At 63.7% G+C, this 23997-nt stretch carries 20 protein-coding genes; 6 read left to right on the plus strand and 14 right to left on the minus strand.

Features of this window, described 5'->3' with window-relative positions; translation table 11 throughout:
• Position 1 precedes the first annotated feature (1 nt).
• From bcsB to P9220_RS15760, 6 genes are all read right to left on the minus strand, one after another.
• The gene (gene bcsB, locus P9220_RS15735) at positions 2-2320 is read right to left on the minus strand and encodes a cellulose biosynthesis cyclic di-GMP-binding regulatory protein BcsB (protein ID WP_309765929.1); all 2319 of its coding nucleotides are present in this window, start codon (positions 2318-2320) and stop codon (positions 2-4) included.
• Between the two features lie 62 nt (positions 2321-2382).
• The gene (gene bcsA / locus P9220_RS15740; RefSeq protein ID WP_309765930.1) at positions 2383-4599 is read right to left on the minus strand and encodes a UDP-forming cellulose synthase catalytic subunit; all 2217 of its coding nucleotides are present in this window, start codon (positions 4597-4599) and stop codon (positions 2383-2385) included.
• Positions 4596-5381, minus strand: coding sequence for a cellulose biosynthesis protein BcsQ (bcsQ, locus tag P9220_RS15745; RefSeq protein WP_309765931.1), 786 nt, complete (start codon positions 5379-5381; stop codon positions 4596-4598). The genes bcsA and bcsQ overlap by 4 nt, the downstream gene beginning before the upstream one ends.
• A complete protein-coding gene (gene bcsP, locus P9220_RS15750) occupies positions 5378-5905 on the minus strand; it encodes a cellulose biosynthesis protein BcsP (RefSeq protein WP_309765932.1) in 528 nt (175 codons plus the stop codon). The genes bcsQ and bcsP overlap by 4 nt, the downstream gene beginning before the upstream one ends.
• Before the next feature lie 124 nt (positions 5906-6029).
• The gene (gene bcsD / locus P9220_RS15755; RefSeq protein ID WP_309765933.1) at positions 6030-6494 is read right to left on the minus strand and encodes a cellulose biosynthesis protein BcsD; all 465 of its coding nucleotides are present in this window, start codon (positions 6492-6494) and stop codon (positions 6030-6032) included.
• Positions 6495-6980: 486 nt separating this feature from the next.
• Positions 6981-7178, minus strand: coding sequence for a hypothetical protein (locus tag P9220_RS15760; protein ID WP_309765935.1), 198 nt, complete (start codon positions 7176-7178; stop codon positions 6981-6983).
• 439 nt (positions 7179-7617) lie between these two features.
• Between P9220_RS15760 and P9220_RS15765 the strand changes: the two genes are divergently transcribed.
• Positions 7618-8232: an NAD(P)H-binding protein gene (locus P9220_RS15765; protein ID WP_309765937.1), complete on the plus strand. Its 615-nt coding sequence runs from the start codon at positions 7618-7620 to the stop codon at positions 8230-8232.
• 1 nt (position 8233) lies between these two features.
• Here P9220_RS15765 and P9220_RS15770 read toward each other — a convergent pair whose 3' ends face one another.
• The 5 genes from P9220_RS15770 to P9220_RS15790 all read right to left on the minus strand — a co-directional run bounded on the left by P9220_RS15770 (position 8234) and on the right by P9220_RS15790 (position 13481).
• Positions 8234-8698 carry a DUF3331 domain-containing protein gene (locus tag P9220_RS15770; RefSeq protein WP_309765938.1) on the minus strand — a complete coding sequence of 155 codons (465 nt, stop codon included), beginning with the start codon at positions 8696-8698 and terminating at the stop codon, positions 8234-8236.
• Positions 8699-9028: 330 nt separating this feature from the next.
• Positions 9029-9868, minus strand: coding sequence for an ABC transporter permease (locus P9220_RS15775; protein WP_309765939.1), 840 nt, complete (start codon positions 9866-9868; stop codon positions 9029-9031).
• A 5-nt stretch (positions 9869-9873) separates the two neighbouring features.
• The gene (locus P9220_RS15780; protein WP_309765940.1) at positions 9874-11145 is read right to left on the minus strand and encodes an ABC transporter permease; all 1272 of its coding nucleotides are present in this window, start codon (positions 11143-11145) and stop codon (positions 9874-9876) included.
• Positions 11146-11223: 78 nt separating this feature from the next.
• Positions 11224-12267 (minus strand): ABC transporter substrate-binding protein, encoded by a 1044-nt coding sequence (locus P9220_RS15785; protein WP_404980259.1) that lies wholly within the window; start codon positions 12265-12267, stop codon positions 11224-11226.
• Positions 12268-12344: 77 nt separating this feature from the next.
• A complete protein-coding gene (locus tag P9220_RS15790) occupies positions 12345-13481 on the minus strand; it encodes an ABC transporter ATP-binding protein (RefSeq protein ID WP_309765941.1) in 1137 nt (378 codons plus the stop codon).
• 205 nt (positions 13482-13686) lie between these two features.
• On the opposite strand from P9220_RS15790, the gene P9220_RS15795 reads away from it, so the two are divergent.
• Positions 13687-15189 (plus strand): PLP-dependent aminotransferase family protein, encoded by a 1503-nt coding sequence (locus P9220_RS15795; protein WP_309765942.1) that lies wholly within the window; start codon positions 13687-13689, stop codon positions 15187-15189.
• Here the strand turns inward: P9220_RS15795 and P9220_RS15800 are convergent.
• From P9220_RS15800 to P9220_RS15810, 3 genes are all read right to left on the minus strand, one after another.
• Complete coding sequence (locus P9220_RS15800) at positions 15186-15311, minus strand: hypothetical protein (RefSeq protein WP_309765944.1); 126 nt, start codon at positions 15309-15311, stop codon at positions 15186-15188. The genes P9220_RS15795 and P9220_RS15800 overlap by 4 nt on opposite strands.
• Before the next feature lie 36 nt (positions 15312-15347).
• On the minus strand, positions 15348-15692 hold the full coding sequence (locus P9220_RS15805) for a DUF4148 domain-containing protein (protein ID WP_309765946.1): 345 nt from the start codon (positions 15690-15692) through the stop codon (positions 15348-15350).
• 154 nt (positions 15693-15846) lie between these two features.
• The gene (locus P9220_RS15810) at positions 15847-16857 is read right to left on the minus strand and encodes a LysR family transcriptional regulator (protein WP_404989553.1); all 1011 of its coding nucleotides are present in this window, start codon (positions 16855-16857) and stop codon (positions 15847-15849) included.
• A gap of 205 nt (positions 16858-17062) precedes the next feature.
• Between P9220_RS15810 and P9220_RS15815 the strand changes: the two genes are divergently transcribed.
• The 4 genes from P9220_RS15815 to P9220_RS15830 are packed head-to-tail and all read left to right on the plus strand — an operon-like array spanning position 17063 to position 23878.
• Positions 17063-17881 carry an alpha/beta hydrolase gene (locus P9220_RS15815; protein ID WP_309765947.1) on the plus strand — a complete coding sequence of 273 codons (819 nt, stop codon included), beginning with the start codon at positions 17063-17065 and terminating at the stop codon, positions 17879-17881.
• Between the two features lie 54 nt (positions 17882-17935).
• A complete protein-coding gene (locus P9220_RS15820; RefSeq protein WP_309765948.1) occupies positions 17936-19132 on the plus strand; it encodes an efflux RND transporter periplasmic adaptor subunit in 1197 nt (398 codons plus the stop codon).
• Positions 19133-19163: 31 nt separating this feature from the next.
• Entirely contained in the window at positions 19164-22364 is a 3201-nt protein-coding gene (locus P9220_RS15825; RefSeq protein ID WP_309765949.1) for an efflux RND transporter permease subunit, read from the plus strand.
• A gap of 8 nt (positions 22365-22372) precedes the next feature.
• Positions 22373-23878, plus strand: a complete 1506-nt coding sequence (locus tag P9220_RS15830) for an efflux transporter outer membrane subunit (RefSeq protein WP_309765950.1) — start codon at positions 22373-22375, stop codon at positions 23876-23878.
• Positions 23879-23997: the final 119 nt, after the last annotated feature.

A 23997-nucleotide genomic window follows, 5' to 3' on the forward strand; every position in this document is an offset into this window, starting at 1 on the left:
ATCAATCCCTCAGACGCCGCGCCGCGAGCGAACGCAGCGCGCGGTAGAACAAGGCGGCGATGATCAGCGCGGCGATCACCGCGGACAGCACGAGCAGCAGCGGATGCGCGGACAGCGCCCAGCGCATGTAATGCATCGGCGAAAGATGGCCGACGTAATACGCCTCGCCATTCGACGTCACCGTGACCGTGCGGCCGTGGATGACCGCCATCGCGCCCTGAATGGACGGCAGCAGGTCGTTGTCGAGCAGCGCGGCGGACAGGTCCGCATCGGATTGTCCGGCCGCGCTGATGAGCGCCACTGCGCTGCGCCCGCTTTGCAGCGGCGATTCGAAGCCGGTCAGGAGCGCATCGCCGTTCGCGCTGACGAGCGACAGGTCCGCGCGCGCGGGCGAGCGCTCCGGCCCGTCTTCGCCATGCCACCAGTCGACGACCTTGAACGCCACGTCGCTCAACTGGAAGGTGCGCGCGTCGCCGTCGCCGGAAAACGGCATGTGCTTCGCCCAGCGTTGCAAGAGCGGCTGGCGGCCCGGCGCGCCGAGAATCAGCAGGTCCTTGTCGGCGAAGCGGTCCACGTCGTTCGCGTGAGTGACGGTGACGCCCGTCACCGGATAACCCGTCGATGCCCCCATGCGGCCCATCTCCAGCAGATACAGGCTGTAGTCGGCGGAGTTCGGATCGTTCGGCAGCACGACCGCCGTCTGCGACAGATCGGCGAGCCGCGTGAACGGGAAGCCGCCGTTGGCGAATGCGGCCAGATCGGGCAGCGCCATGTAATGCGGAAAGCCGGACAGGTCGATGGTCGAATTCGGATCGATCGCGCCGACGACGTTATCGAGCACGCGGCCCTGGCATTCGCCGGTCTTCGGGATGTCGTAATAGAAGTGCAGGCGCAATTGCGCGCGCGGCGTGATGAGGAGCGGCGGCAAGTAGATCTGGCGGCGCGCGGCGGCGGTCCGGTCGGGCAGCACGCGGCTGAAGTAATGCGCGAGATCGAACGTCGATGCCGACACGGCCGGAATCCGTAGCGATTGCACGAAGCCGTCGTTCACGCTGATGTTGAGCGACGAGCGATCCGGCGCGGGCCGCACCGTGTAGCGGTAAGCGAGGTCGATCGGCACGCCCTTGGTCTGCCACATGAAGAGATCCGGCGGCACGCGCAGGTTCACGCGCACGGCGTCGGCGTCGTAGCCGTTGGCGGTGAGGTCGCGCGCTTCGGCCAGCTCCCCGAATCGCACGGGACGGTCGGTGCGCAGCCAGTTCGGGGCGTCGTAAGGGCGGCGCGGCTGCAGGTCGTTGAACTGCGTGATCGTCGCGCTCGCGCCCGACAGCGTGTTCTGCCCGACGCCCAGCGCCTTGGCGGCGGTCTTCAGCTCCTTGTCGTCGCGGCCGAGCACGAGCAGCAGCCGGCCGCGCGCGGCGGCATCGCGTTCGACGACGGCGATCGTCGGACCGGAGACCGGCGGAATCTCGACGCCCGGCAGCTTCGCATCGCCGATGGCGAACACGACGGCGTTGCCCGCGAGCGGCACGGCATCTGTCTGCGCGGGAAAGACCGCGCCGCGATAGCCCGCGAGCGAGCCGAAATACGACGCCACCATGCCCGCCGCCTCGAGTTCCCCGAGGCCCGGCTTGCCCGCGAACACGAAGGGCAGCTCGAGCCGGCGCACGTCGCGACGGTCGAAGAATGGCTGCGGCAACGCGGCGAGATCGGGCTTGCTCGCAATCGACGCATACGTGAGATCGAGCGAACTCGCATTGCTGACGGTCGCCCAGAGCGTCGAATTCGACGGGTCTTCGCACTGCTGCGTGTAATGCCCGATCAACTGCACGTTCAGGTGATTGAACTCGGCGATGAAGCGCGGATCGATCGCCACGTCGCGCGCGACGAGCGTGCCGGCCTGCTCGCGCGGCACCGGCAGCGTCGCGGCGACTTCGCCGTTCACGAGCACCTTCAGTTGCGAGATCGAAGGCAACAGCGACGGCGAATAGCTGTAGATGAGATGCAGCACCGCGCCGGTCACGACTTCATCGCCGCGCACCGAGAACGCGATGCCGTTCTGCCCGTCCGTGCCGCGCAACTGCAGCGGATCGAGCGCGCCGTAGTCGGCGAACGTCAGCGTCTGGCGGCGTCCTCCCGGCACGAGCATGCCGGGATCGGCGGTCGTCGGCACGCGTGAGGCGAGCGGCTTCGCGGGCTTGCCGGAAAACGCGGGGACGGGCGCCGCGAGCGCGGGCTGCGCGATGGTGTTGGGGTTATAAACGACGGCCGGGCCGGGCGCGGCATCGGCCGCCGCCGCGAGCGAGGCGGCCATCGCCATGACCGATGCAAACGCGCATGCCACTACGCCGCAGCGACGCGGCCTCGATAATCCTTTACCCATCATTGATCTTTTGTCGTCAGCTTCTTCGTGTCGGCCGGCGTCTTGCTCATCCAGGTCCGAAGGTCGCTGTACAGGTGCTCGAAAAGGCCGGCGATGCCGCGCGTGCCGACGAGCAGCACGTGCGACAGGCCGCGCAGCGGCGTATCGGCGAGGCGGCCTTCGGACCAGCCGGTCCAGGCATCCGCCCGCGCAAAAGTGGTCTTGACGAAGTCGTATTCCTGCTCGCGCGTGAGTTGCAGGAAGCGCAAGCCGACGCGCCCCGGCTCGCTGAAGCCCACGGTCGCGGGAAACGCGAATTCCTCGTCGCCGCGAAAGAGCGAGACGGTCACGCGCTCGTGCATCGGCACGGCGATGCCGTTGGGCAGCTTCACGCCGACGCCGCCTTCCGAATAGTCGATGGTCTCGCAGGCGAGCGTGCGCCCCGTCGCGAACTTGAGCATGACGGGCATTTTCATGGTCACGCGATGCGTCGAGCGCACTTGCCGGCGCTCGCTCGCCGCCGCGACCGACGCGCCGAGTATCAGCATGTTGTAGACGGTCCAGCAGAGGTTGAGCACGGTCGTCTGCACCTCGCTGCGAACGTGCCAGTTCATGCCGATATGCACCGCCCCCGCGATGAAGCCGAGCAGGTTCAGCAGCAGCAGGAACAGATACGGGCGCGAAATCGACCAGTCGAAATAAGCCTTTGCAATCTGCCCGCCCTTCGCCGTCACGTTGAACTTGCCGAGCTTCGGGTTGATGACCGCGAGCAGCGTCGGCGCGGTGATGTACGACGCCAGTACCGACTCGTACACTTCGGCCCAGAACGAATGGCGGAACGAGCGCTGCATGCGCGAATTCGTGATGCTCGCGTGCATCATGTGCGGCAGCGCGAAGATGGCGATGGTGCTCGCCGCCGCTTCGATCACGTGCGCGCCGAAGAACAGATACGACAGCGGCGCCGTCAGAAAGACGAGACGCGGCACGCCATAGAAGAAGTGCAGCATGCCGTTCAGATAGCACAGCCGCTGGCCGAGCCTGAGGCCCTTGCCCGTGAGCGGATTGTCGATGCGGAAAATCTGCGTCATGCCGCGCGCCCAGCGGATGCGCTGGCCGATATGCCCCGACAGGCTCTCGGTCGCGAGGCCGGCGGCTTGCGGGATCGCGAGATACGCAGTCGTATAGCCGAGCCGATGCAGCTTCAGCGCGGTATGCGCGTCCTCGGTGACGGTTTCCACCGCGATGCCGCCGATCTCTTCGACCATCGAGCGCCGCAGCACCGCGCACGAGCCGCAGAAGAACGTCGCGTTCCAGAGGTCGTTGCCGTCCTGCACGAGTCCGTAGAACAGTTCACCTTCGTTCGGCACTTTGCGGAACGTGCCGAGATTGCGCTCGAACGGATCGGGGGAGAAGAAATGATGCGGCGTCTGCAGCATCGAAAGCAGCTTGTCGCGCAGGAACCAGCCGAGGCAGATTTGCAGGAACGAGCGCGTCGGGATGTGATCGCAGTCGAAGATGGCGAGGTACTCGCCCTTCGTGACCTTCAGCGCCTCGTTGATGTTGCCCGCCTTCGCATGGCGGTTGTGCGTGCGGATCGTCCAGTTGACGCCGACTTCCTCGCAGAACGCCTTGAACTCGGGACGGCGGCCGTCGTCGAGCACGTGGATCGCGAGCTTGTCGGTCGGATAGTCGAGCGCAAGCGCCGCGTAGATCGTCGGCTTCACGACGGAAAGCGGCTCGTTGTAGGTCGGGATGAAGACGTCGACGGTCGGCCACGCGCCGCGGTCGGCGGGCAAGGGCAGCGGCTTGCGCTTGAGCGGCCACGCGGTCTGGAAGTAGCCGAGCATCAGCACGAGCGCCGCATAGACTTCGGCGGCGACGAGAAGCAGTCCCCATGCGGCGTCGAGCGGACGCTCCCAGTACGTCGTTTCGGTGAGCCGCCAGAACATGTAGCGGCCCGAGGCCGTCACCGACAGCATGATCATCACGAGCGTCGCGTATTGCCCTTGCAGCCGGCGGAAGCCGAGCGCGCAGACGAAGCAGATGGTCGCGAACGCAAGTTGCTGGCCGAACGCGAGCGGCACGGTGACGACGAAGTACAGCGCGAACGCGGCGAACAGCGTCAGCACAATCACGACGATGCGGCTGCTCCAGATGCCCGCATCGACGATGCGTTCGAGACGCGAAGTCGCGACGCTGACCTCCGTTTCCTGCGACGGGATTTTCGCCGAACTCATGCGACGTTCCTCGATGGCGCGATCGAATCGATGGCGGCGAGCAGCCAGTCGCCGCACGCGCGCAGATCGGCGGCGGCCTGCGAGAGCGGATCGTAGTGAATGAGGGTCGTGTCGCACGCAAGCGATTCCGCGATGCCTTCGTCCTGATGGATCACGCCCGGAAAGAGTTTCGCGCCGAGCATGTCGCGCAGCACCTTGAGCACGTCCTTGCTCAGCTGGCGCGACTGGTCGACCTGATTCACGACATAGCCCTGAGCGGCGAAGTCCGGGCGCGGCGCGGCGTAGGCGTCGATCATGCGCTCCATGCCGGGGATCGCGGCGTAGGAGGCTGCGTCCGCGAGCACCACGTTCAGCGCGAAGTTCGCCGCTGTCAGCGCGGTGCGCGTGTAGACGGAGGAGCCGGGCGGGGTATCGACGATCACGATATCGTCTGCGTCGAGCGCGAGCGAATGGAGCGAGCGCGCGAGCCACGCGGGATCGCCATCGACGAGCGTTTCGAAACGGCGGCGATCGTCTTCGAGGAGCGCGCCATAAGGCAGCACGGTGACGCCGTCGATGCCGTCGAACATCACCGTTTGCCACGGGCTGTGGCTGAGCGTGGCGCGCGAGATGCCGTCGATGCTGTCGAGCGGGATGCCGAAGTGCAGGCGCAGCGCGTTTTGCGGATCGAGATCGAGCACGATCACGCGACGATTGCGCGAGGCAAGCACCGAGGCGAGATTGGCGGCGAGTGTCGTCTTGCCGACGCCGCCCTTCGCGGATACGACCGTGATGACTTTCATGGGCGTGGGCCGCCGTTGCGCAGGCGGTGGAAAAGCCCGGCGAGGGAGTCGTCGGATGCGGCTTGGGCGGCGGGCGCCGACCGGAACAGCTTGCCGAGTATCGACGGAGACGGGCTGGACGCGGCCTTCTCGACGCGCGGCGGCGCTGCCGGCGCGTTGCGCGTCGCGGGAAGCGCCGCCTGCGCAGCGTCGTCCGGCGAGGAAAATCGCGCGGCGCTCAGCGAATCGCGCGGGGCGGGGGAAATCACCGGCGGAATCGCCCGGCGGTGCGAGCGCGCAAACAACGGCGGCTTGCCGCGATGAATAGGCGTCGGCGCCGATGCCGGCGCGGCATCCGGCTGCGCGCGCGATTCACGGCGCGCGGCGATCTCGGGAATGGCCGGCTGCGCGAAGTCGAGCGTGGCGAGCAGCGGCCAGCGGGTACGGGCGCTCCTGGCCTCGTTTTCCCGGCCGATTTCCTGATATTCCCCTGCATTGCCGCCGAAGTGATCGAACAGCTTCTCGATGTCGCGCGAAGTATTCATGGATGCCGCATCCTCGTGATGCCCTGCTTGAAACCTGGCCAGTGCTGCGTGCTGCATTTTTTTCGCCGTCCGATCCTGAACGGTCGATGCCGCCGACGATGCGGCCCTTCCTCGAAAGCGATGCTCAGGCCGCGCCGCGCGCGAGCCGGAATTCGATGGCGGCGCCGTCGCCGGTCTGGCCGATGTCGCCGTGCTGCCGAAGGGCGAGGCCGTCCGCGCCCATCGTCGAGAGCCAGTGCTGATACGCGCCTTCGAGATACGCGGGCGTCCACGCGAGCGCGCTGTCGCCGAATGCGCGAAGCGGCGCGCAGTAGTGAACGAGGCGCAGATGGTCGCGCGCGTCGGACAGCTCGACGAAGCCCCAGTCGGCTTCGCGCCACACCGCGTTGAGCGCATCGGCGAGTTCGGCCGTCGATGCGCAAGGCGGCAAGGGCGACGCATCCGCGAAACGGCTGCCGACGCGATGCATCAGTTGCCGCAACTCCGCCCCGCCGATCTGCGTTTCGAACTCATCCGCGAGCGCGGACAGCAAGCCGCGCCATTGCCGGGATATCTGACGGTCGAGCAGGTAATCGAGAGGTGCGGCCATTTTTGTTGGTTCGAATGCGCGCGCATTGCGTGCGGTTTGTTCGTTGATTCTTACCGTCGCTTGTCTGCCTGCTTAAGACACGCGTTTGGCCCGACGAGCCTTCGCTGCAATAAACGATAAACCCAGGACGATTAGCAGGTAATGCGAAACACCGCTGTTAAACGGCATCTATTCGGGTATTCAGGCGTCGTCACGTGGACGAACTTTGGACAGCAGCCGCACCCTTAGTCTCGGGCGCGAGCCCGCATCTGGCGGACGGCGAAGTGTACCATTGTGTTAATACAGTACGGTAACGAATATTCACGCTTTTATTCCGCTTGACTTTTGCGGATCACAGGCGGCTGAAAGGAACTCGCATTCCAGTGCAGTCGATATTTCGTCTGATAATAATGATGACAGCGCGATGTAATGCCGCGGAAACGGCCGTGAATACGCCGGCGAAAAAAAAGCGCCCCGAGGGGGCGCTTTGTTCAAAGACTCAAACGCTCAGGGATTCGCGCGCACCGCGTCCCTGACAGCGTCCATCACGATGCCGTAATTGAGCGGGATCTCCAGCGAATCGGCGTAGTCGGCTTCATCGGCCGATTCCGCCGGCGCGACGCCAACCGGAATCGGCTCATAGGCGGTTTCGCCTGCCGGATTGTCGCGTCCTTCGATGGCACCCTGCAATTGCGGATTCTTCACGATTAACTCCTTCCGGTAATGGAGCGGCGAGGACCTGCAAGATAAACCAGTGTCATGTCAAATTGACGACGTCCATTGGAACTCTTCACGAAACGAACTGCGTTCGGCGCGCCGGGAATCGCCGTTTGACGCGTTTCGGCAGGAGTGCGGGGCCTCTAGTTTAACGGCGTCTGCATCGCTTCATGGTGTGCGCCGGATTATAGCCGCGCGCTTCTCATATTGCCGTTGGCGCTTAAAACCGGCTCGGAAATTGCGTTCTCGGAACCGGTCGCCGGAGTTCGACGCCGGCGGCGATGCCAAAACGATTCTCGCATCCATCAATTCATCGAAACGGAATCGGGTCATTCGACGCGGCGCCGCTGTGTTTTCGCTCTCCGTGCGGAAGAATTACCGACGCCCGGAGCGGCACGTCTGCGTCGCCAAAGCCGGGAGAACGGATATGAGCAAGGTCGCGATCATCGGCGCGACGGGCAATGCCGGCAGCCGATTGCTGGAAGAAGCGTTGCGCCGGGGACACATGGTGACGGCGCTGGCCCGCGATACTTCGACCCTCGAGGCGCGCGAAGGCCTCGGCACGCGCAACGTCGACGCCACGGACACAGCCGCGCTTGCCGACGCCATCGCCGGTCACGACGCGGTGTTCAGCGCGACGCGATTCGCATCCGTGCCGGAAAGCGCGATCGTCGGTGCGGTGAAGCGCGCGGGCGTCGCGCGTCTGATGGTTGTCGGCGGCGCGGGCAGTCTCTACGTCGCGCCGGGGCGGCGCGTGCTCGATGCGCCCGGCTTTCCGCCGGCGTATCGCGAGGAAGCGACCGCGGGCGCAGCGTTTCTCGACGCGCTGCGGCGCGAGCGCGATGTCCTGTGGACCTTCGTGTCGCCGTCGGCGGAGTTCGTGAGCGGCCCGCGCACGCGCAGATTCCGGCTGGGCGTCGACGAGCTGCTCGTCGACGGCAGCGGCAGGAGCTGGATCAGCTTCGACGATTTCGCCATCGCCTTCCTCGACGCGTTCGAGCGCGGCGAATCCGTCAGGCAACGCTTCACGGTCGGATATTGAATCAGCCGTGAACGTCGGCTTCGACTTCTTCGTCCTGCGGCATGGCGGCCGCGAGGATCATCGCCGATGCGTTTTGCGGCTTCGGATCGCGCTGCGACGGGCGATACACCTGATCGCCGCGATGGATCGGCATCCCCGACAGCGAACAGACGCCTTCCGCCGTCGCCGTCGTGGCGCGCCAGCCCTGATAGCCGTAATGGCAAGTGCCGGGATCGGACCAGTACACGAGCGCGGTCGCGCTGCTCGGGCGCTCGATCACGCGCACGATGGCCTGCGGATAGGGCAGCCGCTCGTTCGACGGCTGCGGGTGGGCCCGATTCCAGTCGCGCGTCAGGCGTTCGACGAAGGCGCTCTCGGCGCGTGCGGTTCGTTGCGATGGAGCGGTGCGGCCGGTATCGGCGGGTATCGTTTCGAGCTGATGAACCGTTTGTGACCACGGATCGGCTCGTTTCGAAAGTGCTGTCATGGCATTGTTCCAGGCTTTGGCTCGACCTAGAACGTACGTCATTAAGCATATTCCGATAAATACGGCATCGGTGAAAACACTGTCCCGTTCACGCGAATAATCCCGATCTGCTTTCACACTGCGCGTTTGAAAGCCAGCCGACGCCTGACTGGCAAGGCTTTGCGGGCTGTCCAGGATTCGCTCATAGCGACCGATAAGCAAACCGGCCAGCCTTGTTTGAAAGGAGATAGAAATGAATAAGCAGGCGTTTTGAACAGAACGACTCGCGGTTTGGACAATAACCATTGCATCGGGCTGCGAGGCGCGCGCGCCAGGCAGCCCGATCGGCAATCAGCCGGCCACGGCTCGCGCAGCCGCCCGCCCGCGCAACCACTCTAGCGCGAGCAGCAGACTCGTCGAAAAGACGATGAGAATGGTCGCCAGCGCGGCGATCGTCGGACTGATGTTCTCCCGGATGCCGGTGAACATCTGACGCGGCAGCGTCGTCTGTTCCGCGCCGGCGAGAAAGAGCGTGACGACGACTTCATCGAACGATGTCGCGAACGCGAACAGCGCACCCGAAATCACGCCCGGCGCGATCACCGGCAGCGTCACGCGAAAGAACGTCGTCAGCGGATTCGCGCCGAGCGACTGGCTCGCGCGCACGAGGTTCGTGTTGAAGTTCTGCAGCGTCGCGCCGACGGTCGTTACCACGAAGGGCACGCCGAGCGCCGCATGCGCGAGAATCAGCCCGAAGTAAGTATTCGCGATGCCGAGCGGCGCGAAGAACAGGTACATGCCGACGCCCACGACGATCACCGGCACGATCATCGGCGAAATGAGCACGGCCATCAGCAGGCCCTTGCCTGCGAAGTTGGCTTTCGTCAGCCCGACTGCGGCGAGCGTGCCGAGGATCGTCGCCACCAGCGTCGCGGACGGCGCCACGATGAAGCTGTTCTTCGCGGCCATGCGCCACTCGTCGGACATGACGAGGTTGTGATACCAGCGCATCGAGAAGCCGGGAATCGGATAGACGAGGAAGGTGCTCGATGAAAACGAGAGCGGCACGATGGCCAGCACCGGAAGGATCAGATAAAGCAGCGTCAGCACGCACAGAATGCGCAGGGCGAAGTACCAGATGCGCTCGATGGCGGACGTGTGCGGCGCGAACAGCGGTTTGGCGAGTTTCATGTTCGTTACCCCAGACTCACGTTCGAGCGCGTGAAACGCCCGTAGACGACGTACAGCACGAGCGTCGCGGCGAGCAGCAGCGCGCCGAGGGCGCACGCCATGCCCCAGTTGATGGTCACGTTCGTGAAATAGGCGATGTAGTAGCTCACCATCTGGTCGTTCGGCCCGCCGAGCAGCGCGGGCGTGATGTAGTAGCCGATCGCCAGAATGAACACGAGCAGCACGCCCGCGCCGATGCCCGGATACGTCTGCGGCACATACACGCGCCAGAACGCGGCGAACGGATGGCTGCCGAGCGATACCGCCGCGCGCTGATAGGTCGGCGGCACGGATTTCATCACGCTGTAGAGCGGCAGGATCATGAAGGGCAGCAGAATGTGCGTCAGCGAGATGTAGACGCCGACGCGATTAAAGAGCAGCGCGAGCGGCGAGCCGATGAGTCCGCTGCCGATCAGCGCCTTGTTGATGAGCCCTTCGCTTTGCAGCAGCACGATCCACGCGGCGACGCGCACGAGCACCGAGGTCCAGAACGGAATCAGTACGAGGACCATGACGAGATTCGCGCGGCGCGCCGGCAGCGTCGAGATCCAGTAGGCGAGCGGATAGCCGAGCAAGAGCGCGAAAAGCGTCACCGCGAAGCCGATGACGAAGGTCCGCCCGAACACGTTGAGATAGATGGACTGGTCGGGATCGGCGTGAACGATGTCACCGAAGCCGTCCTGCTTGTGATCGAGCGACGCGAGCAGGTAGAACGGCGACAGCCGGCCCGCGTTCTTCGCGATGGCCTGCCAGTAGACCGGATCGTTCCAGCGTTCGTCGATGTCGATGATCTTCGCGCGCAACTGCGGCGGCGCAAGCGGCTTGCCGTCGTCATCGGCGAGGGGCATTGCGCGCGCGGTCTTCGCGACGAGCGAGCGATAGCCCGCAATCTCCGTGTTCAGGCGGCGGGCGAGGGCGCCCATCGAATCGCCGTCCCGGATCGCGGTCAGGTCCTGCGCGAGCGCGGCATAAGCGGCATCCGGCGGCGCGGCCTTGCGATCCCAGCCGGCGAGCGCCGCGCCGGTGTGCGGCAACGCGTTCGCCACTTCGGGATTCTCGATGGCGCGCGTGAGCAGCGCGCCGATCGGCACCACGAAGATCAGGAACAGAAAAATGGCGAGCGGCGCGATCAACGCGAGCGCCATCGCTCGTTTCTTGGCGTCGGCGAGCTTCAGCTCTTTTTTCAGGCGCGCGGTGGATTCGCCCGACTCGTCCGCGGCGATCGTGATGGTGTTCACGCTGGTGTCTCCCCTGCAACTTGGCGGTGACGCGGCCGCGCCTCGGGGAAGCGCGACCGTCGCACCGCGGTCAACCGCTTACTTGGATGCCCACGCCGAGAAGCGCTGTTCCAGTTCATCGCCGTGATCGGTCCAGAACGCCATGTCCTGCAAAACCGCGTTCTTCGCGTTCGCCGGCGAGTTCGGCATGTCGGCCTGTGTCTTCGCGTCGAGCGCCGTGATCGCGGCCTTGTTCACCGGACCATAGGCGATATGCTGCGCGTACACCTGCTGCGGCTTTTGCGACACCGAATACGCGATGTACTGCGTCGCCACGTCCTTGTTCGGCGAGCCCTTCGGGATGGCCCAGTAGTCGAGGTCGTAGATGCTGCCGTTCCACACGACCTTCAGGTTCTTGCCTTCCTTGCGCGCGGCATCGATACGGCCGTTGTAGGCGGTCGACATCACGACATCGCCCGCGACCAGGAACTGCGGCGGCTGTGCGCCGGCTTCCCACCACTGGATGCTCGGCTTCAGCTCCTCCAGCTTCCTGAACGCGCGATCCGCGCCGGCCTTGGTGCCGAGAACCTTGTAGACATCCTTCGGCGCGACGCCATCGGCCATCAGCGCGAATTCGAGGTTATAGCGCGCGCCCTTGCGCATGCCGCGCTTGCCGGGGAATTTCTTCGTGTCCCAGAAGTCCGCCCAGCCGGCCGGCGCGCTCTTGAGCTTGTCGGCGTTATAGGCAAGCGCAGTCGACCAGACGAAGAAGCCGACGCCGCACGTTTGCGGCGATTCGGGCACCAGTTCGGATTTCTTCGCGATCTTCGACCAGTCGAGCTTTTCGTAAAGACCTTCGTCGCAGCCACGGCCGAGATCGCCCGATTCCACTTCGACGACGTCCCAGTTCACGTGCTTGGCTTCCACCATCGCCTTGACCTTGGCCTGCTCGCCGTTGTACTCGACCGCGGTCACCTTGTTGTTGGTCGATTTCTCGAACGGCTGATTGAACGCGACCTTCTGCGCGTCGCCGTTCGCCCCGCCGAAGTTGACGACGGTGATGTCCGCCGCGAACGCGACCGATACGCCCGTCGCGCACATGAGCGCGGCTGCCGCCTTGGAACACAGTGCGAACTTCCTCATGATGGTTTCCTCCCTGCCTTGGTTTTATCGATGAACTGCGAGTGAAGGGCATGCTCGCCGGCACGCCGGACAACGTGTCACGCGAACACGCGCAAATGCTCGGGCGCGAATTCCAGCGCGATGGGCGCGCCGGGCGTGAAGCCTTCGAGTGCTTCGGTGCCGAGCGGCACCTTGACGAAACACTCGTCCTGATCGCGCACGCCGCAGCGCATGCGGACGTGATCGCCGAAGTAGATGAGGCTTTTTGCTTCGCCCGCGAGCGCGTTCTTGTGGCCGTTCAGGTGGCTATTCGTGTGGCCGTTCATGTGGCCGTTCATGTGTCCGTTCGCGCTCGCCGCGAGCTTCATGCGCTCGGGCCGGATGCACGCCACCGCGGCCGCGCCCGCGTTCGCCTTCGCGACGTTCAGGCCCGACAGCCGCGTGCCGTCCGCGAGCCGTATCTCGCAATACTCGCCATGCGTATGTTCGATCGTGCCCCGCAGCCGGTTACTGTCGCCGATGAAGTTGGCGACGAACTCGTTGCACGGCGCTTCGTAGAGGTGATCGACGGTATCGAGCTGCTGCACGATGCCCTTGTCGAACACGGCGACGCGGTCGCTCATGGTCAGCGCCTCGCCCTGGTCGTGCGTGACGTAGACGAAGGTCACGCCGAGCTTTTCGTGCAGCGACTTGAGTTCGTACTGCATGTGTTCGCGCAACTGTTTGTCGAGCGCGCCGAGCGGCTCGTCCATCAGCACGAGCTTCGGCTCGAAGACGAGCGCGCGAGCCAGCGCGATGCGCTGCTGTTGGCCGCCCGACAACTGCGCCGGATAACGCTTCGCGAAGCTGTCCATGCGCACCATCTTCAGCGCGTTGTTGACCCGGTGAGCACGTTCTTCGGCGGACATCTTGCGCACGGTCAGCGGATATTCGACGTTCTGCTGCACCGACAGATGCGGAAAGAGCGCGTAGTTCTGAAACACCATGCCGATGTCGCGCTTGTGCGGCGGCACCTTGTTGAGCAGCTTGCCGTCGAGCCAGATCTCGCCGCCCGTAGGGAATTCGAAGCCGGCGAGCATCATGAGGCAAGTGGTCTTGCCCGAGCCCGACGGCCCGAGCAGCGTGAGGAATTCCCCCTGATAGATGTCGAGATCGAGAGACTTCACGACGAGCGTTTCGCCGTCGTAAGTCTTTCGGACGCCGCGAAAGCTGACGATCACCTGATCGGATTTCATCTTCCGTGTCTCCTTCGGAAAGCTGAATGCGGGTTTCGGCTGCCAACGCCGCAACCCAACGGCGGACGGCGGGTGGCGGGCGGCTCCGGAAATTTTTTCCACTACTTGCGCTAACTATAGCCTGTGACGGTTCTACAATGGGGAACCATTTCAATATTCACCGGGGAGCCACTTCCGGCGTGGCCTCCCGTTCCGGGGAAACGGCGTGAACACGATCCTCCTTGCCGACTGGCTGAATGCGCGGCTCGATCGCGCGCGCGACGTGCCGATTTACCGGCAGTTGCTCGAATCGATGCAGCAGGCCATTTTGACCGGTCAGCTCGCGTCGGGCGCGAAGCTGCCGAGCTCGCGCATGCTCGCGGGCGATCTCGGCATCGCGCGCAATACGGTGCTGCACGTGTACGAGCAGTTGACGGCGGAGGGCTACGTCACGTCGACGACCGGCAGCGGCACCTACGTCGCCGACACCGCCCCGAACGACCGTGCGGCCGTGCGCAAGAAGCAGGAGCCGGCGGACGAAGCGCCGCGCAAGCCATGCATCATTTCGAAGCGGGGCGCGCGGCTGATTGCGCACGCGGGCGTCGCGCCGAAGCAGTGGGGCGCGTTCATGCCGGGCGTGCCGGACGTGGCCGAATTTCCGTCGCAGACCTGGAGCCGCCTGCAGTCGCGGCTCTGGAAGCGCGCGAGCCCGGAACTGCTCACGTATGCGCCGGGCGGCGGGTATCGGCCGCTGCGGCGCGCGTTGTCGGACTATCTGCGCGTCGCACGCTCGGTGAAATGCACGCCGGATCAGATCATCATCACGACGGGCATTCACCAATCGATCGATCTCGCCGTGCGTCTTCTGACTGATAGCGGCGATCGCGCGTGGGTCGAGGAGCCGTGCTACTGGGGCGTGCGCAGCGTGCTGCAGGCGTCGGGGCTGACGCTCGTGCCCGTGCCGGTGGATGACGAAGGTCTGAACCCCGGTGCGCGCGACATGGCCGCGCCGCCAAGCATCGCGCTCGTGACGCCGTCGCATCAGTATCCGCTCGGCATGGTGATGAGTCTCGCGAGGCGCCGTGCGCTGCTCGAATTCGCGCGGCAGCATGGCGTGTGGATCATCGAGGACGATTACGACAGCGAGTTTCGTTATCGCACCCGGCCGCTCTCGTCGCTGCAGGGCCTCGACGACGCGGGGCAGGTCATCTATGTCGGCAGTCTCGGCAAGATGATGTTCCCCGGCTTGCGCATGGGCTATATGGTCGTGCCGGAAAATCTCGTCGATACGTTCCGCACCGGTGTCGCGGAGCTATACCGCGAAGGCCAGTTGATGCAGCAAGCCGTGCTGACGGAATTCATTCTGGATGGGCATCTGACGTCGCATGTGCGGCGCATGCGCGGCCTTTACGACGAGCGGCGCCAGTTGCTCATCGACGCAGTCCGCGCGCATTTCGGCGAAACCCTCGCCGTGCGCGGCGACGAAGCGGGCTTGCATTTCGTGCTCGAATTGCCCGCCCACGCGAGCGATCGCGCCATTACCGACGATGCGTTTGCGAGCGGCGTCGTGACCCGCCCGCTCGCTCACTACTACATGAATCAGGAAGACGCGCGCAAAGGATTGATGCTGGGCTATGCGTGTGTGCCGCACGCTGAAATCGCGCCCGCCTTCGCGAAGCTGGCGGGCGTGATCGAGCGGGCTTTGAGTGCGGTGGGGGCGGCGTCCTAGACTTCTTCCGCGTCCAGGTGCTCTTGCGCTTGAGCCGGTGAGAAGGGACGCCACACAGGCGCGTCGGTCGAAAAATCATCGAGCAGGGAGAATTGATCGAGCGTGGTGTCGATATCGAACATGATGCTGGCCTTTTAATAGTTAGGGTGGCGAACGAATCAGCGTGAGCTCAGATCCGTTTGCGCCGGCGCGCCGTTGGCGTAATCGACGATCGCACGGTTGCGCGCTTCGGCTTGTGCGGCGACGGCATCGCCCCACATGCTTCGGGAAGGATAGGTATTGCGATTGAGCGCCGGCAAAGAGCCGTTCGAATAGGCAGCGGCGAGTTCGGCGCGCACTTGCGCCCGTGTTTTAGGCGCTTCGCTTGCGTTTGCCGTGGTTTGCGCGGGCGTGAGATACGTTCCCGCGCGGCCAATTCCCTGACCGCCTTCCGCAAAAGCGGTGCTCGAAATCACGGCGGAAACAGCGGCGAGCGAGAGGCTCGTAAGCAGATAGCGTTTCATGGTGCGACTCCATTCGATCCATCGGGATACGGCGCATCGTGTCGATGAACGATAACGATGCGCCGTGGCAGGACGAAATGTAGTCGCGTCGGTGCGGCGGATAAATGGCCGATTGGCGAATAGATTTATCGATTGCGGCGAATAATCTTGACGCTTAGACCACGACGTCCGCGGTGCCCGCCACTTCGGGCGTGCCGTGACGAACAACCATCGGCGATGCGGTGCTCGTCGGCAGGCAACGCTCTTCCGCTTCCTTCTGGCCTTGCAGCAGCGGGCATCGTTCGAACAGTTCCGCGACCCAGTCGACGAACACGCGCACCTTCGGCGACAGATGCCGGTTATGCGGATATACCGCTGAAATGGGCATCGGCATCGGACTCCATTGCGGCAGCAGTTCGACGAGTTCGCCCGAACGCAGATACGGCAGCGCCATGAAACGCGGCACCTGGACGATGCCCACGCCCTTGAGCCCGCAGCTCAGATACGCTTCGGCATCGTTCACCGCGATCATGCCGCGCATCTTCACTTCGATGGTCTCGCCGTCCACGACGAAATCCATGTCCATGATGCGGCCCGTGCGGCTCGAGAAGTAATTGACGGCCGTATGGTTCTGCAGATCGTCGAGCGTCTTCGGCGTACCGTTGCGTTCCAGATATTGAGCGCTCGCCACCGTGACGCCCTGAAACACGCCGATGCGCCGTGCAACCAGACTCGAATCCTGCAGCGTGCCGACGCGGATCACGCAATCCACGCCTTCCTGAATGAGATCGACCGGCTTGTCGCCGAAGCCCATCATCAATTCGATGTCCGGATAGCGCGTGTGGAAATCGCATAGCTGAGGCATGACGATGAGCCGCCCGATTGCGCCCGGCATATCCACGCGCAATTTGCCATGCGGTCCCTTGCCGTTGTTCGAGAACGTACTCTCGGCTTCCTCGATGTCCGCGAGGATGCGCACGCATCGCTCGTAATAGGCGGCGCCGTCGGGCGTGAGATTGAGCCGGCGCGTGGTCCGCTGAAGCAGCCGCACATTGAGGAAGGCTTCGAGGTTTTGAATGATCGTCGTGACCGATGCACGCGGCAGATTCAGCGTATCCGCTGCACGCGAAAAGCTGTTGGTGTCGACGACGCGAGTAAAGACCTGCATTGCTTGTAGCCGATCCATGTTCGTACCTTCGAAGCTTATAGAGGCAGGGAATTAAGCGGCTGGCTAAGAAAATCGCCGGGAGCTTAAGCGATGATTGTTCGGGGCGACCGAATTGTGTTGCCGGATTATAGGCATTTATTAAAAAAGGCGGGGACTCCAGAATTCGCACCATCGCAACTTATGCGTGACGGCCTTGCAAGCAGGGCCGTGCACGGAAATAACCATGGCATCACTGCTGGATTTGGAGCAAGGACCGAGACTGTGCATCGAAGAGGTGCGCATTGCGGGCCATGTGCAGCCCATCATGCTGCGCAGCTATCGCCCCGCCTCGGGCGGCACGGTCCTGCCCATCGTCCTCTATTTTCATGGCGGTGGTTTTACAAGCGGGACACTCGACGACGCCGACACCGCCGCCGCGACCATCGCACGCGATACGCCCGCATGGGTCGTGTCGGTCGGCTATTCGCTCGCGCCGCAGTATCCGTTTCCTGCAGCGCCTGAAGATGCCTATCGCGCGGCGCAATGGGCCGTGGCCCATGCGCGCGCGCAACGGGCCGACCCGCAGCGCGTGGGCGTGGCGGGGCACGATGCGGGCGGCAATCTCGCGACCTGTGTGGCCGCCATCGCACGGGATCGCGGCGACATCCGCATGTCCGCGCAAGTGCTTCTGGCGCCGCTGCTCGATCCGAGCATGACGCGCGTCGCCGATGAACGCAAGGTGCTGTGCCCCGATCTCGAACTGAGCGAATGCGCGCGCTGTTATCGCGCGTATCTGCCCAACCCGTCGCAACGTTTGCATCCTTATGCGGCGCCGCTCGAGTCGCGTCGTCTTGCTGGCTTGCCTCCTGCATTGATTGCGAGCGCGGAGCACGACCTCTTGCATATCGAAGCCGAAAAATACGCAGCGGAACTCATTTCCGCGGGCGTACCTACTGAAGTCACGCGGCATTGCAAGGCATCGCATCACGCGCTTGCGGCACATCCCGATGCATTGGCCGATGTCGTCGCATTCTTCAGGAAACGGCTGGCGCGCACCAAATAAGCGCTAGCTCAGCACCATAAAAAAACAATCTCAACGCAACCGGAGCCTTTCATCATGTTCTTCACTCGAAAACGCATCTACGCCGCGCTAGGCGCTGCGTTGGTCATCGCAGGCGCGGGCGGCTATACCGCCTGGCGCGGCCACGGCGACGCGGCGATCAACGAAGCCAAAGCCGCAGCGCATAGCCCGACTGCCACCGAAGTGGATGTCGCGACCGTCATTTCGAAGACCATCACCGATTGGCAAAGCTATTCCGGCAGGCTCGAAGCGGTGAATCACGTCGATATTCGCCCGCTCGTGCCCGGCACGATCGTCGCGGTGCATTTCAGGGACGGCGCGCTCGTGAAGAAGGGCGATCCGCTCTTCACGATCGATCCGCGTCCCTACGAAGCCGAAGTGGATCGCGCGCAAGCGCAACTCGCCGCAGCGCAGGCGCGCAACGGCTATACATCGACGGACGCCGCGCGCGCCGAGCGTCTGCTTGCCGATAACGCCATCGCCAGGCGCGATTACGACGAGAAGCAGAACGCCGCTCGCGAAGCCGTCGCCAACCTGAAGGCCGCACAAGCGGCGGTAGAGACCGCGAAGATCAATCTTGCCTACACGCGCATCACCGCGCCCGTTTCGGGGCGCGTGTCGCGCGCGGAACTCACGGTAGGCAATATCGTATCGACGGGTGGCAATGCGCCGTTGCTGACGACGCTCGTGTCGGTATCGCCGATCTATGCCTCATTCGATGTCGACGAACAAACGTATCTGCGCTATCTCGGCCGCGACGCGGGCAGCACGGTGCCGGTGTCGCTCGGGCTTGCCAACGAAGACGGCTACTCGCGCGAAGGCGTCGTCGATTCGGTCGATAACCGCCTCGACACGACATCCGGCACGATCCGCGTGCGGGCACGCTTCAACAATCCGGACGGCTCGCTCGTGCCCGGCCTCTATGCGCGCATCAAGGTCGGCGGCGGCACGCCTCATCCGGCCGTGCTCGTCGACGATGCCGCCATCGGCACCGATCAGGACAAGAAGTACGTGATGGTCGTCGACAAGGACAACCGCGTGCAGTATCGCGAAGTCACGCTCGGTCAGACGCACGACGGCCTGCGCGTCATCACGAAGGGACTGGAACCGGGCGAACGCATCGTCGTGAACGGATTGCAGCGCGTGCGTCCGAACGACGTGGTGAAAGCCAACGGCGTCGCGATGAACAACAGCGGCGATGCGCCCGTCGTAAAGACCGCATCGGCGCAGTGAAGCGCGTGATCGCCAACGGAAAGAACTCGTCATGAACATATCCAAATTCTTCATCGACCGCCCGATCTTTGCGGGCGTGTTATCGGTGGTCGTGCTGCTGGCGGGCATCATCGCCATGTTCAAGCTGCCGATCTCCGAGTATCCGGAAGTCGTGCCGCCATCGGTCGTCGTGCATGCGCAGTATCCCGGCGCGAATCCGAAGGTGATCGCGGAGACCGTGGCTTCGCCGCTCGAAGAGCAGATCAACGGCGTCGAGGACATGCTGTACATGCAATCGCAGGCGAACAGCGACGGCAACCTCACGACGACTGTGACGTTCAAGCTCGGCACCGATCCCGACAAGAACACGCAGCTCGTGCAGAACCGCGTGAATCAGGCGCTGCCGCGCTTGCCGCAGGACGTGCAGCGTCTCGGCGTGACGACGATCAAGTCATCGCCCACACTTACGATGGTCGTTCACCTGAACTCGCCGAACGGCCGTTACGACATGACGTATCTGCGCAATTACGCGCTCATCAACGTCAAGGACCGGCTCGAACGTATCGCCGGCGTGGGCGAAGTGCAGTTGTGGGGCTCGGGCGATTATTCGATGCGCGTCTGGCTCGATCCGCAAAAGGTCGCGCAGCGCGGCATGACGGCAACCGATGTCGTCAACGCGATTCGCGAGCAGAACGTGCAGGTTGCGGCGGGCGTGATCGGCGGTTCTCCGACGCTGCCCAACGTGCCGCTGCAACTGAACGTGAATGCGCGCGGCCGCTTGCAGAACGAGTCGGAGTTTCGCGACATCGTGCTGAAGACGTCGCCCGATGGCGCGGTCACGCATCTGAGCGATGTCGCGCGCGTCGAGCTTGCAGCATCCGAATACGGCCTGCGCTCGCTGCTCGACAACAAGTCGGCTGTGGCAATCGCGATCAATCAGCAACCGGGCGCGAACTCACTGCAGATTTCCGATGAAGTGCGCAAGACGATGAAGGAACTGCAGGCCGACATGCCCGCGGGCCTCGAATATCAGATCGTGTATGACCCGACGCAATTCGTGCGCTCCAGTATCGAAGCGGTGATTCACACGCTCATCGAGGCCATCGCGCTCGTCGTGCTGGTGGTGATCGTGTTCCTGCAGACCTGGCGTGCCTCCATCATCCCGCTGCTTGCCGTGCCTGTTTCGATCGTGGGGACGTTCTCGCTGTTGCTTGCGTTCGGCTTCTCGATCAACGCGCTGTCGCTGTTCGGCATGGTGCTCGCAATCGGTATCGTGGTCGACGATGCGATCGTCGTCGTCGAGAACGTCGAGCGGAACATCGAAGCAGGCTTATCGGCGAGAGATGCGACGTATCAGGCAATGCGCGAAGTGAGCGGGCCGATCATCGCCATTGCGTTGACACTGGTTGCCGTGTTCGTGCCGCTCGCGTTCATGTCCGGTCTGACGGGGCAGTTCTACAAGCAGTTCGCGATGACCATTGCGATCTCGACGGTGATCTCCGCGTTCAACTCGCTGACGCTGTCGCCGGCGCTCGCCGCGCTTCTGCTGAAGGGCCACGACGAGCCGAAGGACTGGCTCACGCGTGGAATGGATCGCGTGTTCGGCGGCTTCTTCCGCCGCTTCAACAAGGTGTTTCATCGCGGATCGGATGCCTACGGCAAGGGCGTGGCGAACGTCATCAACCGCAAGGCGATGATGATGGTCGTGTATGCGGTGCTGCTCGGCGGTGCGGTGCTGATGGGCAAGATCGTGCCCGGCGGCTTCGTGCCCGCGCAGGACAAGGAGTATCTGATCAGCTTCGCGCAGTTGCCGAATGGCGCATCGCTGGATCGCACGGAAGGCGTGATTCGCCAGATGAGCGACATCGCGCTGAAGCAGCCGGGCGTGGAAAGCGCAGTGGAGTTTCCGGGCCTGTCGGTGAACGGCTTCACGAACTCATCGAGCGCAGGCATCGTCTTCGTCACGCTCAAGCCGTTCAAGGACCGGGTGCATGACAAGTCCCTGTCCGCCAATGCAATTGCCGGAGCGTTGAATCAGAAGTATGCGGGTATCAAGGGTTCGTTCATCGCCGTGTTTCCTCCGCCGCCGGTGCTCGGCCTCGGCACGCTCGGCGGCTTCAAGATGCAACTCGAAGATCGCGGCGCGCTCGGCTATGCGGCGCTCGCCGATGCCACGCAAGCCTTCATCAAGCGCGCATCGCAGACGCCGGAACTCGGACCCACGTTCTCGAGCTATCAGATCAACGTGCCGCAACTGAACGTGGATCTGGATCGCGTGAAAGCCAAGCAACTGGGCGTCTCGGTGACGGATGTCTTCGACACGATGCAGGTCTATCTCGGCTCGCTCTATGTCAACGACTTCAACCGCTTCGGGCGCGTGTATCAGGTGCGCGTGCAGGCCGATGCGCCGTTCCGTGCGAACCCCGAAGACATCGGCTTGCTGAAGACGCGTAACGCGAACGGGGACATGGTGCCGCTTTCATCGCTCGTGAAGGTATCGCCGACGTATGGCCCGGAAATGGTGGTGCGCTACAACGGCTACACCGCGGCCGATATCAACGGTGGTCCCGCGCCGGGTTATTCGTCCGGCCAGGCACAGGCGGCTGCGGAACGCATTGCGGCTGAAGTGCTGCCGCGCGGAATCAAGTTCGAATGGACGGACCTCACGTATCAGCAGATCCTCGCGGGCAATGCTGCGCTGTGGGTGTTCCCGATCAGCGTGCTGCTCGTGTTCCTCGTGCTCGCTGCGCTGTATGAAAGCCTGACGTTGCCGCTCGCGGTGATCCTCATCGTGCCGATGAGCATTCTGTCCGCACTCGTCGGCGTATGGCTCACGGATGGCGACAACAACATCTTCACGCAGATCGGCTTGATGGTGCTCGTGGGCTTGTCGGCGAAGAACGCAATTCTCATCGTGGAGTTCGCACGCGAGCTGGAAATGCAGGGACGGTCGATCGTGCAGGCTGCGATCGAAGCGAGCCGCCTGCGTCTGCGTCCGATTCTGATGACATCGATCGCCTTCATCATGGGCGTGGTGCCGCTCGTATTGTCGTCGGGCGCGGGTTCGGAGATGCGTCACGCAATGGGTGTCGCCGTGTTCTTCGGCATGCTGGGCGTGACCCTCTTCGGTCTCATGCTGACGCCGGTGTTCTACGTGATCCTGCGCAAGCTGAGCCGCACGGAACACGTGACGGACAAGCATGGCACGCATCCGCAGATGCGCGGTATCGGTGCTTCGTACGAAGCGCAATGAGGTGGAAGATGAATAAGTCGCTAATGAAACGATGGTCGGGCTTGCCCGCTTTGATGGCGTCGCTGCTTTTGGTTGCAGGGTGCTCGCTTGCGCCGACCTATGAGAAGCCGGATGTGAACGCACCGGCCGCGTATAAGGAAACGCCGACGCTGTCGCCGTCGGAAGCGGGTACGTGGAAGACTGCGCAGCCCTCGGAAGAGATGCTGCGCGGCGAGTGGTGGACCGTGTTCGACGACGCCACGCTCAACGATCTGGAACGTCAGGCGCAAGAGGCCAACCAGAACCTGAAGGCTGCGGCGGCCCGCGTGAAGGAAGCGCGAGCAATCAACCAGACGGCGCGTGCAGGGCTTTTTCCGACGCTCGATGCCGGCTTCGGTCCGACACGCGAGAAGTTCTCGCCGGCCTCGCAATTTCTGCCGCCCAACGCGAATGTTCCTGCGCAGACGTTATGGCGCGCGCAGGCGAGCGTGTCGTATGAAGTCGATTTGTTCGGTCGCGTATCGAACTCGGTGCAGGCGGCCAGCGCCGACACGCAGCAAAGCGAAGCGCTGTTCCGTTCGGTGCAGCTCGCGTTGCAGGCCGATGTCGCGCAGAACTACTTCAATCTGCGCGAGCTGGATGCGGAAGCCGATGTATTCACGCGGACCGTGACCTTGCGCGAAGAAGCACTGAAGCTCGTGCAGCGACGTTTCGCGGAGGGCGACATCAGCGAACTCGATGTCGCGCGCGCACGGTCCGAACTGGCCACCGCCCGTTCCGATGCGATGACGGTGCAACGCTTGCGCGCGGCATCGGAACATGGTCTTGCGGTGCTGCTCGGCAAGACGCCCGCGCAATTCACGATGGCGGCCAATCCGCTCAAGCCGGTAACGGTGCGCTTGCCGCCCGGCCTGCCTTCGTCGCTGCTCGAACGTCGTCCGGATATCGCGGCAGCGGAGCGGGCGATGGCCGCAGCGAATGCGCGCATCGGCGTAGCCAAGGCGGCGTTCTTTCCGTCCTTGACGTTGACGGGATCGGGCGGCTTCGAATCCGCAACGCTCGGCGATCTCTTCAACTGGTCGAGCCGCACGTTCCTGCTCGGGCCGTTCGCGGGCACAATGCTCAATCTGCCCATCTTCGATGGCGGCCGTCGCAAGGGCAATCTCGCGAATGCGCGCGCCGTCTATGAAGAGGACGTGGCGAATTATCGTCAGCAAGTGCTCGTTGCGTTCCGCGAAGTGGAAGACAACTTGTCGGACTTGCGCATCCTCGAAACGCAGACCACGACGCAGGCCGATGCGGTCAACGCATCGGTGCGCGCCGCGCAGCTTTCGCGCAAGCAGTACACCGAAGGCGCAGTGAATTACCTCGATGTGATCGACGCCGAGCGCACCGTATTGCAATCGCAGCGGGCGGCGGTTCAGCTTGCGGGAACGCAGGCCGTATCGACGGTGAACCTGATACGCGCGCTCGGCGGCGGATGGGGCGATGCGATGCCCACGCCGGTTCCCGAATCGAGTCTCGCAAAGAACTGATGCCGGTGTTTGGCCCCGCTTGACGCGGGGCTTTTTTTTTCGAGGCGTCGATTGTTCGCGTGAAGGAACATATGTCTTCACTTGCGGGCCATTTATCGCCATCGCTCCTATCCATAGAA

Origin of the sequence: Caballeronia sp. LZ016, from assembly GCF_031450805.1 — a bacterium.
Taxonomy (GTDB): domain Bacteria; phylum Pseudomonadota; class Gammaproteobacteria; order Burkholderiales; family Burkholderiaceae; genus Caballeronia.

Coding starts and splice junctions, on each gene's coding strand:
- bcsB (WP_309765929.1), bottom strand. CDS start 2,320: ATGGCGATGGCCGCCTCGCTCGCGGCGGCGGCCGATGCCGCGCCCGGC.
- bcsA (WP_309765930.1), bottom strand. CDS start 4,599: ATGAGTTCGGCGAAAATCCCGTCGCAGGAAACGGAGGTCAGCGTCGCG.
- bcsQ (WP_309765931.1), bottom strand. CDS start 5,381: ATGAAAGTCATCACGGTCGTATCCGCGAAGGGCGGCGTCGGCAAGACG.
- bcsP (WP_309765932.1), bottom strand. CDS start 5,905: ATGAATACTTCGCGCGACATCGAGAAGCTGTTCGATCACTTCGGCGGC.
- bcsD (WP_309765933.1), bottom strand. CDS start 6,494: ATGGCCGCACCTCTCGATTACCTGCTCGACCGTCAGATATCCCGGCAA.
- P9220_RS15765 (WP_309765937.1), top strand. CDS start 7,618: ATGAGCAAGGTCGCGATCATCGGCGCGACGGGCAATGCCGGCAGCCGA.
- P9220_RS15770 (WP_309765938.1), bottom strand. CDS start 8,698: ATGACAGCACTTTCGAAACGAGCCGATCCGTGGTCACAAACGGTTCAT.
- P9220_RS15775 (WP_309765939.1), bottom strand. CDS start 9,868: ATGAAACTCGCCAAACCGCTGTTCGCGCCGCACACGTCCGCCATCGAG.
- P9220_RS15785 (WP_404980259.1), bottom strand. CDS start 12,267: ATGAGGAAGTTCGCACTGTGTTCCAAGGCGGCAGCCGCGCTCATGTGC.
- P9220_RS15790 (WP_309765941.1), bottom strand. CDS start 13,481: ATGAAATCCGATCAGGTGATCGTCAGCTTTCGCGGCGTCCGAAAGACT.
- P9220_RS15800 (WP_309765944.1), bottom strand. CDS start 15,311: ATGTTCGATATCGACACCACGCTCGATCAATTCTCCCTGCTCGATGAT.
- P9220_RS15805 (WP_309765946.1), bottom strand. CDS start 15,692: ATGAAACGCTATCTGCTTACGAGCCTCTCGCTCGCCGCTGTTTCCGCC.
- P9220_RS15810 (WP_404989553.1), bottom strand. CDS start 16,857: ATGGATCGGCTACAAGCAATGCAGGTCTTTACTCGCGTCGTCGACACC.
- P9220_RS15815 (WP_309765947.1), top strand. CDS start 17,063: ATGGCATCACTGCTGGATTTGGAGCAAGGACCGAGACTGTGCATCGAA.
- P9220_RS15820 (WP_309765948.1), top strand. CDS start 17,936: ATGTTCTTCACTCGAAAACGCATCTACGCCGCGCTAGGCGCTGCGTTG.
- P9220_RS15825 (WP_309765949.1), top strand. CDS start 19,164: ATGAACATATCCAAATTCTTCATCGACCGCCCGATCTTTGCGGGCGTG.
- P9220_RS15830 (WP_309765950.1), top strand. CDS start 22,373: ATGAATAAGTCGCTAATGAAACGATGGTCGGGCTTGCCCGCTTTGATG.